This window comes from Stenotrophomonas sp. Sm6012 (assembly GCF_030985895.1).
GTDB lineage: Bacteria > Pseudomonadota > Gammaproteobacteria > Xanthomonadales > Xanthomonadaceae > Stenotrophomonas > Stenotrophomonas forensis.
In genome coordinates this window covers 32,239-41,555 of the sequence record NZ_JAPTFX010000023.1, presented here as the reverse complement: position 1 = coordinate 41,555, position 9,317 = coordinate 32,239, and the positions used below count along the sequence as shown (strand labels likewise).

The following is a 9,317-nucleotide window of genomic DNA, read 5'->3' as shown; positions in this document are numbered from 1 at the left end:
GGCGTGTCACCGGTAGAGTTTGAAAGGCGCTACGCGCAGAGCGGCAACTGAGTGTCTACAGAACTCTGGCCGGTCCACCTCAATCCTAAACGCCTTAGCGGAGCGGTAGCTCGCAGGACACGCAGCAGACCTCGATTCCGGACAGGTACGTCCGGAGATGGGATCGCCGGCCAGACACTTGCATCCTACAAGAATAGTTGTAGGATCTAGGCATGAAAGATGATTCCGCCGTCCTCGCACTCTCTGCGCTCGCCCAGTCTGATCGCCTAGCTGCATTCAGGATGCTGGTTCGTGCTGGCCCGGATGGCATGCCCTCCGGCGAAATTGCGGAAGCTCTCGCGATCGCGCCACCACGCATGAGCTTTCACCTCTCGACCCTGGAGCGAGCTGGCCTGCTGCGCTCGTGGCGAGACGGGCGGCGCGTGCTGTACGCCGCTAGCTATGAGCACATGCGCCAACTGCTCGCGTTTCTGACTGAGGACTGCTGCTCCGGGACTCCCGAGATTTGCGGTGACCTCTTCAAACTCGCCCGCCCATGTACCTCGGAGACCTGCGGATGAGCCTTACTCAGCCCTTCAACGTCCTGTTCCTATGCACGGGCAATTCTGCGCGATCGATACTGGCGGAAAGCGCCCTGCGGAGTATTGGCGATGGCCGTTTCAACGCGTTCTCTGCCGGCAGTCACCCCAAGGGCGAGGTCCACCCGCTGGCGATTGAGACGCTGTACGAGGCCAACTACCCGGTCGAAGGCCTGCGGTCCAAAGCATGGGAGGAGTTTGCCGCGGCAAGTGCCCCCCGCATGGATTTTGTCTTCACTGTCTGCGACCACGCTGCTGGCGAGGCGTGCCCAATGTGGCCCGGGCGATCATTGACGGGGCATTGGGGTATCGAGGATCCCATCCGCGAAGCTCACGGGGAAATGTGGCAACGCGCCGCCTTCCGAAAGGCGCTGATGTACCTGGAAAACCGCATCCGAGCCTTCGTCGCGCTGCCACTCCATACGCTGTCTCGAGCAGCATTGACAGCGCAAGTCTGCGCAATCGGCCAGCTCGAAGGCACTTCGTTCTCCCGACCAGACGTTGCTTGAGGGATCCATCATGACACTAACGATCTATCATAATCCGGCCTGCGGCACGTCCAGAAACGTTCTGGAAATGATGCGCCAGTCGGGCGAAGACCCGCAGGTCATCGAGTACCTGCAGTCACCGCCGACGCGCGAGAGACTTGTCGAACTAATTGCCGCAATGGGCATCACGCCTCGCGACCTCCTGCGCAAGAAGGGAACGCCATACGAGGAGTTGGGCCTGGACAACCCTGGCCTCACCGACGACCAGCTGGTGGACGCGATGATGGCTCATCCCATTCTCATCAACCGTCCAATCGTGGTCTCCGACCGTGGCGTTGCATTGTGCCGACCGTCTGAGAAAGTGCTCGCACTGCTGGCGAATCCCGTGTCTTCCTTTACCAAGGAAGATGGCGAGATCGTTACAACCGGGACGTCACCGTGATTGATCGCATTGCGGCAGATCTGCCAAACATCGACCCCACACAACTTGCGCCGATCGACGTAGACACCCTCATCGGGCTTGGCGACCCGATCCATCCACCGCGGATGCTCATCCTCTACGGCTCACTGCGTGAACGCTCCTTTTCCCGCCTGCTCGCAGAGGAGGTCGGTCGGCTTCTACGCTGGTACGGCTGCGATGTGCGTATCTTCGATCCGCACGACTTGCCATTGCCCGACGGCGCGTCTCCCGATCATCCTAAGGTGAGCGAACTTCGCGAGCTCGCGTACTGGTCCGAGGGCATGGTCTGGGTCAGCCCTGAGCGTCACGGCGCCATGACCGCCATTATGAAGGCTCAGATCGATTGGATACCTCTGGCCGACGGTGCCAAGCGACCGACACAGGGCAAGACTCTGGCCGTCATGCAGGTTTCCGGCGGCTCGCAGAGCTTCAATGCAGTAAACCAGCTACGTGTCCTTGGCCGATGGATGCGAATGGTCACCATCCCGAACCAGTCGTCCGTGGCCAAAGCCTTCCAGGAGTTCGATGAGGCCGGGCGCATGAAGCCATCGGCCTACTACCAGCGTGTCGTTGACGTATGCGAGGAGCTAGTGAAGTTCACCTGGCTCGTACGAGGACGCGCAGCCTATCTCGTTGATCGCTATTCCGAGCGCGTTGAGAGCGCCGATGAGCTTTCCAAGCGCGTCAATCAGCGCTCTATCTGACTTCCAACGGTGGGTTACATGCTTGCTCTCGCGATTTTTATCGTCACTCTTGTTTTCGTGATCTGGCAACCTCGCGGGCTTGGCATAGGCTGGTCGGCACTCGCCGGTGCCGCCGTTGCTTTAGCCACTGGGGTTGTCGGGTGGAACGATGTTGGAACGGTGTGGGGAATTGTCTGGGATGCAACGTTCACCTTCGTCGCTCTTATCATCATCTCTCTCATTCTCGACGCAGCCGGTTTCTTCGCGTGGGCCGCCCTGCATGTGGCCCGTTGGGGCGGCGGCAATGGTCGGAAGCTTTTTCCGCTCATTGTCCTGCTGGGAGCTGCAATTGCTGCAGTGTTTGCCAACGACGGCGCGGCTCTTCTGCTGACTCCGATTGTTCTTGCGATCCTGTTGCGCTTGAATTTCCCGCCTGCCGGCGCGCTGGCATTTACGGTCGCCTGCGGATTTATCGCCGATACCGCCAGCCTTCCGCTCATTGTCTCCAACTTGGTCAACATCGTTACAGCGAACTTCTTTGACGTGTCCTTTGGGCGCTACGCCGCGATCATGATGCCGGTGAACCTGGTATCGGTCGGAGCTACTTTGATCGTCCTATGGCTCTGGTTCCGGCGCGACATCCCCAGTAGGTATCCAGTCCAGGATCTAGAAGCGCCCCGCGACGCGATACGCGACGTGGCAGTTTTTCGCGCAGCGCTGCCTCTTCTAGTACTGCTACTGATTGCGTACTTCGTAACCGGGCCGCTCGGCGTTCCTATTGCTTTGGTGACGGGTGCAGCTGCACTAGTGCTGATGGGTATTGCAGGCCGCTGGGCGACTGGAGGCCGGGGCGCCACAATGGCTGTGACCAAGATCCTGTGTGACGCACCCTGGCAGATCGTGCTGTTCTCGATCGGCATGTATCTAGTCGTCTACGGACTGGGTAATGCCTGGCTGACTGACGCGGCGAGTGCAATCCTAGAGTGGTTGGCAACGCAGGGTAGCTTCGTGGCAACGATTGGTACGGGCTTTGCGGTCGCTGCTCTCGCTTCCATTATGAACAATATGCCTGCGACACTGGTCGGTGCGCTTGCTATCGATGGGGCGAACGTATCGACGGCCACTCGCGAGCTGATGATCTACGCCAACGTCGTGGGCAACGACCTTGGTCCCAAGCTGACCCCAATTGGGTCGCTAGCGACCCTGCTGTGGTTGCATGTCCTTGCCGGAAAAGGCCAACGGATTACGTGGGGGCAGTACATGAAGGTAGGGCTCATCCTGACGCCCCCCGTCCTGCTGACCACGCTCATCGCGCTTTGGATTTGGCTGCCGTTTACACGATAACTGCGTAGGCACTCAGGAGAGTCGCAGCGATCACAATTTCTTCAATGGCGCCGTCGTGGGTGGCGGCGGCGCCGGCCCAAGGTCGTTGAAAGAAAGCACTGCCTGCTCGATGCCGAATTGATCGAAAAGTACCCGGGCGATCACAGCGTGGACCACGTCAAGGTCCGCCGAGGGGGCAGCGACAGTGATCGTGGCCACAATCGCGCGGCCAGTTGCCGGGCCTGGGACCAGCCGCAGGCCGTCTACTGCTTTCACGCTCGGGTCCGTGAACATCGCTGCCCGGACCTCTTCCAAATTGATCTCGTTCATGAGGTTGAGGGCTCTTGGATAGCGCCATCGCCACGACTGCCGCGGTGGCGATGTAGCCAGCGGTACAGCACCGGCAGGACCAACAGCGTCAGCGCGGTCGAGGACACGATACCGCCGATTACGACCGTGGCCAGCGGCCTCTGTACTTCAGAACCAGCGCCTACGTTCAAAGCCATCGGCAGGAAACCAAGGGAAGCCACCAGGGCAGTCATCAAGACCGGTCGTAGTCGCCCCAGGGCGCCATCCCGGACAGCATCTTCGAGGGCGTCGCCTTGCTCACGCAGTCGGCGGATGAAGGCAATCATGACCAAGCCATTGAGTACTGCCACGCCCGAAAGCGCAATGAAGCCTACGCCCGCAGAGATTGACAGCGGAATTCCGCGTAGAGCCAAGGCGATTACGCCACCAGTCAATGCCAAGGGAACGCCACTGAACACGATGGCGGCATCCTTGGCCGAGCCGAAGGCCATGAACAGCAGGGCGAAGATCAGCGCCAATGTGACCGGGACAACCACCGCCAAGCGCTGGCTGGCCGAGATCAGCTGCTCGAACGTGCCGCCATAATCGATCCAGTACCCCTCTGGAAGCGGTACATCCTGGCCGATGCGGGTACGCAGATCGCCAACGAATCCGCCAAGATCACGCTCACGCACGTTGGCGGTGATCACCACTCGACGCTTGCCGTTCTCACGATTGATCTGGTTGGGCCCGCGCTCTACCTGTATCTTCGCCACTTCTCGTAGTGGAACAGTGCGAGGCCCACCGTTGGCACCAGCGGCTACACGGCTGGACTCATCGATACTGGTGCTCTCCGGCAGTGGAATGGGCAGGTCCGCAAGCACAGCCGGGTCTTGCCGCAGCGATTCGGGCAAACGCACCACCAGGTCGAATCGGCGGTCGCCCTCGATCAGCTGGCCAGCGACGCTACCGCCGATGGCGGTTGCCACCGTGTCCTGCACGTCACCCGGATTCAATCCATACCGCGCCAATGCCGCCGGATCTGGCGTGATGGTGAGCAGTGGTAGGCCAGTAACCTGCTCGGCCTTGACGTCTTCGGCGCCGGGGACCCCGCGCAGGACGCGCTCGACCCGGCTGGCCAGGCGGGTCAGCTGGTCAAGATTGTCGCCGTAGACCTTGACCGCAACGTCCGAGCGAACGCCGGAGATCAATTCGTTGGTGCGCATCTGGATGGGCTGAGTGAACTCGTAGTTGCTACCCGGGATCTCCTTGGCCGCCGCCTCCAGCTCTTCCACCAGCTCGGCCTTGGGTTTGCGCGGGTCGGGCCATTGGTCGCGGGGCTTGAGCATCAGAAAGGTATCGGCCATGGAGGGGGGCATCGGGTCGGTGGCCACTTCGGCGGTGCCGATCTTGGAGAAGATGTTGGCCACCTCCGGGAACTGGGCCAAGCGCTTCTCCAGCGTTTCCTGCATCGCCACCGACTGCTCCAGACTGGTGCCGGGGATACGCATGGGCTGCAAGGTGATGTCGCCTTCATCCAAGCTCGGCACGAACTCCGAGCCCAAACGGGTGGCCATCACGCCACACCCCACCACCAGCACGGCCGCGCCTGTCAGCACTACGACCCGCCGCCGCAGCGCCCACTCCAGCAGCGGCGTGTAGCGGGCACGTGACCAGCGCATCAAGCGGTTGTCGTGCTCGGCCACACGGCCGCGCAGGAAGGTGGCAATGGCCGCCGGTACGAAGGTCAGCGACAGCACCATGGCACCGGTCAGGGCCAAGACCACCGTGATCGCCATTGGGTGGAACATTTTTCCTTCCACCCCGGACAGCGCGAAGATCGGCAGGTAGACCGCCGCGATGATGCCTAGACCAAACAGACTGGGGCGAATCACCTCAGCCGTGGCCGAGGCGGTCAGATCAAAGCGCTCTTCGTCGTTGAGCTGGCGGCCCAGTGCGTGCTGCGCCTCCCCAAACCGGCGCAGACAGTTCTCGATGATGATCACCGCCCCATCCACGATCAGGCCAAAGTCCAGGGCGCCCAAGCTCATCAGGTTACCCGACACGCCGCCACGCACCATGCCGATAATGGTGAACAGCATTGCCAACGGGATCACTGCCGCGGTGATCAACGAAGCGCGCACATTGCCCAGCAGCAGGAACAGCACCACCACCACCAGCAGCGCGCCTTCGATCAGGTTCTTGGACACCGTGCCAATGGTGCGATCCACCAGCGCGGTGCGGTCATAGACGGCCTTTGCATGCACGCCAGCGGGCAAGCTGGCGTTGGCGGCGTCCAGCTTGGCCGCGGCTGCCTGGGAGACTTCCCGGCTGTTTGCGCCGAACAGCATGAAGGCGGTACCGACCACGACCTCATGGCCATTCTGGGTCGCCGCACCCGTGCGCAGCTCCTTGCCTTCGCCTACGCTAGCGACGTCGCGGACGCGAATGGGCACGCCATCGCGCCGGTCCAGCACGATGTTCCCAATCGCGTCCAGATTGGCCAGCTGGCCGGGCACGCGCACCAGAAATTGCTGGCCGTTGCGCTCGATGTAGCCGGCGCCGATGTTCTGGTTATTGCGCATGACCGCTGCGACCACATCGTTCAGCGTAAAGCCCAGTGCCACTAACTGGGCCGGATCCGGGGTGATGTGGATCTGCCGCTCAAAGCCACCGATTGTGTTGACCTCGGTCACTCCAGGCGTGGTGCGCAGCTGCGGCCGGATCACCCAGTCCTGCAGGGTGCGCAGGTCCGTGGCGGTATACGGGGTGCCGTCGGGCTTGCGGGCGTTGGGCTCAGCCTCCACGGTGTACATGAAGATCTCGCCCAGGCCGGTAGAGATGGGACCCATCTCCGGGTCCAACCCTTCGGGCAGCTGAGATGCGATCTGCTGTAGCCTTTCGGCGACCTGCTGGCGGGCAAAGTACAGGTCGGTGCCGTCTTTGAAGACGACAGTGACCTGGGAGAGTCCGTAGCGCGACAGCGAGCGGCTGTAGTCCAGCTTTGGTAGCCCGGCCATGGCCGTTTCAATGACGAAGGTCACTTGCTGCTCGGCCTCCAGCGGCGAGTAACCCGGGGCCTGGGTGTTGATCTGGACCTGGACGTTGGTGATGTCGGGCGTGGCGTCAATGGACAGGTGACGGTAGCTCCACACGCCCAGTGCGACTAGCGCAGCGGTGAGCACCAGCGTCAGCCAGCGGTGGCGGATGGACAGACCAATGAGGCGTTCGAGCATGGCGGGCCTCATTCCTCTTCCACAGTGGATTTTTCGATGTCGGCCTTGATCAGGAAGCTTTGGGCCACCACCACTCGTTCACCCGCCTTGAGCCCTTCCAGCACTTCGGCGCGTTCGGCGTCACGGCGCCCCAGCTTGATCGGCCGGGTGTGGTACGTCTCGCCCTGCTGCACGTAGACAACGTCCTGGTCCTGTGCGGTCTGCAGGGCGGTGATCGGAACCACCAGCGACGCCGATTGGCGATCCACGGTGACCCGCGCCTTGACCGCTGAACCCGGCCGCCACAGCCCATCGGTGTTAGCTACGGTTGCGCGGGCAATAGTGCTTTGGCTGGCAGTGGCGGTGCCGGGCAGGACGCGCTCCAATGTGGTCTGCGCCGTGACGCCATCACTCAAGCGGGTGACCGTCACCGGCACGCCGGCACCGATGTGCTGGGCGTCGGCGCCGAAGATGTGCAGGTCCACCCACAGCGTGGACAGGTCAGCTACCTCGAACAGCGGGGCGCCCTCAGGCGCCGACATGCCCACGGCGGCCGTACGCGCCATGACCACGCCATTGATCGGCGCGGTAACGGTGTAGGTGGTCAGGCTGAGGTTGCTCTCCACTGTCGCGAGCACCTGGCCGGTGCGTACCTGGTCACCCACGCCCACTCGCACGGAACGGACCGGTCCGGGGAAGCGTGCAGTGACCTGCGCGATGCGCCCATCGATTGGGGTCAACAGCCCTTGCACCTCATGCTCATCGGCAATCTCACCGGGTCCAGCCGGCGCGACCTGGATTCCCGCCGCCTGCGCAGCTTTGGCCGAGATCTCGGTTTCCAGCGGCGCTTCCTCGTGCTCGCCGTGCTCTTCGCCCTCAGCGGCGTGGCTTCCTTCGGATGCTTCGTTGGGGGTCGACGCGTTGCAGGCCGCCAGCATCAGAGCCATGCCCAGTGCGGTCCAGGAAAAGCGATTCATGGGGTCTCTCCAGTGGAAGCGGCAGCCGGCGGCGTGACAAGCGCCTGGCCGGTCAGTCGTTGAATTTCGATCAGGGCGCGCTGCGCATCCAAGGCGACGTCCAGCTGTTGCTGGGCCATGGCGGTACGTTCGGACTGCAACTGTGCCCATTCCAGGTAACTGATCGCCCCAGCACGATAGGCACGCTCAGCGGCCTGCTCGGCTCGGGCCAGCTTCGGCAACACGTCGTCGTGCAGGCGCGCCACCTCGGCCTGTGCCACGGTGTAGCGGCCATGGGCTTCGACCAGCGTGGAGTACAGCGACAGGCCCTTGGCCTCGCGCTCGATCGTCAGGACCTGCAGCTCGGCTTCGCCGGCTCGAATCTCTGGCTGTGCGCGGCTGCGGCTGCCCAGCGGCATGGATAAGCTGGCGACCAGCGCGGTGTCATCGGTCTCCTGTAGTCGGCGCACTCCGAGCTGCCAGGACAGGTCCGGTGAGGCCGCTGAACGCGCCAGCTGCAGGCGTGCCTGCGCGATCCGGCGGGCGTCGGCAAACTGCGCCAATTCCGGAGTCCGTTCCAACTCATCGGCCAGCGTCTGCATGGAGGCGATCGCCGGCAGGGCCATCGGATCGGCCGGGACCACTTCGAAGGTGGGAGTACGTTCGCCCCACAAAGCAGCCAGATGCTGACGAGCAGCGAGTCGCTGTTGCTCGGCCCGATCACGCTTCAGCTCGGCCCGCGCAAGCGCTGCCTGCGCGGTGAGCAGCACCGACTCGGGTGAGGCGCCGGCCTGCAGGCGCTGCCTGGCGGCCACCACGGTTCGCTGGCGCTGGCCAACATCGATGTCCGCTAGGCTTCGTTGCCGGTCGGCACCAACGACAGCCAAATAGCGCTGCGCCGTCTCGGCTAGCAAGTCCAGGCGCCCGGTCTCGCGCTGCACGGCCAGCGCATCAATCCGGCTTTGTGCCAAGGTACGGCGGGCTTCGAGCTTGCCGCCGCGCTCCAGCACCGAACTCAGGCTCAAGGTTAGCTCGGCGCTGTCCAAGCCACCGGCCGCGCCGGTGCCCAGCGCGTTTTCGACCTCGGCACCGAGCGTCCACGGTGGACGCTGCATCGCCTTATCTCGCTCGGCAGCGAGGACAGTGGCTCGCGCATCGACCAGACGCAGCTCCGGATGGGTTTGGGCTACGCGTGCAAAGGCATCGTCCAAGGTCATCAATTCGGCCGCCACCGCAGGCATCGCTACTGCGCCCGTTAACAGCAACGCGGCCAAGGCCGCCCATCGCACAGACATGGAAGTACTCCGAAGGTTCTTGAGATCACAG

General features: G+C 62.9%; 8 protein-coding genes and 1 pseudogene. 5 read left to right on the top strand and 4 right to left on the bottom strand.

Going from position 1 to position 9,317, the window contains the following annotated elements; genetic code table 11:
• The first annotated feature begins 212 nt into the window (after nt 1–212).
• The 5 genes from O0J73_RS06675 to O0J73_RS06655 are packed head-to-tail and all read left to right on the top strand — an operon-like array spanning nt 213 to nt 3,553.
• The gene (locus O0J73_RS06675) at nt 213–560 is read left to right on the top strand and encodes a metalloregulator ArsR/SmtB family transcription factor (RefSeq protein ID WP_099484974.1); all 348 of its coding nucleotides are present in this window, start codon (nt 213–215) and stop codon (nt 558–560) included.
• A complete protein-coding gene (locus tag O0J73_RS06670; protein ID WP_231347514.1) occupies nt 557–1,087 on the top strand; it encodes an arsenate reductase ArsC in 531 nt (176 codons plus the stop codon). The genes O0J73_RS06675 and O0J73_RS06670 overlap by 4 nt, the downstream gene beginning before the upstream one ends.
• Nucleotides 1,088–1,094: 7 nt before the next feature.
• Nucleotides 1,095–1,508: an arsenate reductase (glutaredoxin) gene (gene arsC / locus O0J73_RS06665; protein WP_338322621.1), complete on the top strand. Its 414-nt coding sequence runs from the start codon at nt 1,095–1,097 to the stop codon at nt 1,506–1,508.
• Nucleotides 1,505–2,230, top strand: a complete 726-nt coding sequence (arsH, locus tag O0J73_RS06660; protein ID WP_262243038.1) for an arsenical resistance protein ArsH — start codon at nt 1,505–1,507, stop codon at nt 2,228–2,230. Before arsC ends, arsH begins: the two co-directional genes overlap by 4 nt.
• Nucleotides 2,231–2,248: 18 nt before the next feature.
• The gene (locus O0J73_RS06655) at nt 2,249–3,553 is read left to right on the top strand and encodes an arsenic transporter (protein ID WP_308308289.1); all 1,305 of its coding nucleotides are present in this window, start codon (nt 2,249–2,251) and stop codon (nt 3,551–3,553) included.
• A 30-nt stretch (nt 3,554–3,583) separates the two neighbouring features.
• On the opposite strand, the gene O0J73_RS06650 is transcribed toward O0J73_RS06655, so the two are convergent.
• The 4 genes and pseudogenes from O0J73_RS06650 to O0J73_RS06635 all read right to left on the bottom strand — a co-directional run bounded on the left by O0J73_RS06650 (nt 3,584) and on the right by O0J73_RS06635 (nt 9,286).
• On the bottom strand, nt 3,584–3,862 hold the full coding sequence (locus O0J73_RS06650; RefSeq protein WP_231347512.1) for a hypothetical protein: 279 nt from the start codon (nt 3,860–3,862) through the stop codon (nt 3,584–3,586).
• On the bottom strand, nt 3,859–7,056 hold the full coding sequence (locus O0J73_RS06645) for a CusA/CzcA family heavy metal efflux RND transporter (protein ID WP_308308288.1): 3,198 nt from the start codon (nt 7,054–7,056) through the stop codon (nt 3,859–3,861). The genes O0J73_RS06650 and O0J73_RS06645 overlap by 4 nt, the downstream gene beginning before the upstream one ends.
• An 8-nt stretch (nt 7,057–7,064) precedes the next feature.
• Nucleotides 7,065–7,871, bottom strand: a pseudogene (locus O0J73_RS06640) (efflux RND transporter periplasmic adaptor subunit); the annotation flags it as partial.
• Nucleotides 7,872–8,008: 137 nt separating this feature from the next.
• Nucleotides 8,009–9,286 carry a TolC family protein gene (locus tag O0J73_RS06635; RefSeq protein WP_114618996.1) on the bottom strand — a complete coding sequence of 426 codons (1,278 nt, stop codon included), beginning with the start codon at nt 9,284–9,286 and terminating at the stop codon, nt 8,009–8,011.
• Nucleotides 9,287–9,317 lie beyond the last annotated feature (31 nt).

Coding starts and splice junctions, on each gene's coding strand:
- O0J73_RS06675 (WP_099484974.1), top strand. CDS start 213: ATGAAAGATGATTCCGCCGTCCTCGCACTCTCTGCGCTCGCCCAGTCT.
- O0J73_RS06655 (WP_308308289.1), top strand. CDS start 2,249: ATGCTTGCTCTCGCGATTTTTATCGTCACTCTTGTTTTCGTGATCTGG.
- O0J73_RS06645 (WP_308308288.1), bottom strand. CDS start 7,056: ATGCTCGAACGCCTCATTGGTCTGTCCATCCGCCACCGCTGGCTGACG.
- O0J73_RS06635 (WP_114618996.1), bottom strand. CDS start 9,286: ATGTCTGTGCGATGGGCGGCCTTGGCCGCGTTGCTGTTAACGGGCGCA.
- O0J73_RS06670 (WP_231347514.1), top strand. CDS start 557: ATGAGCCTTACTCAGCCCTTCAACGTCCTGTTCCTATGCACGGGCAAT.
- O0J73_RS06650 (WP_231347512.1), bottom strand. CDS start 3,862: ATGAACGAGATCAATTTGGAAGAGGTCCGGGCAGCGATGTTCACGGAC.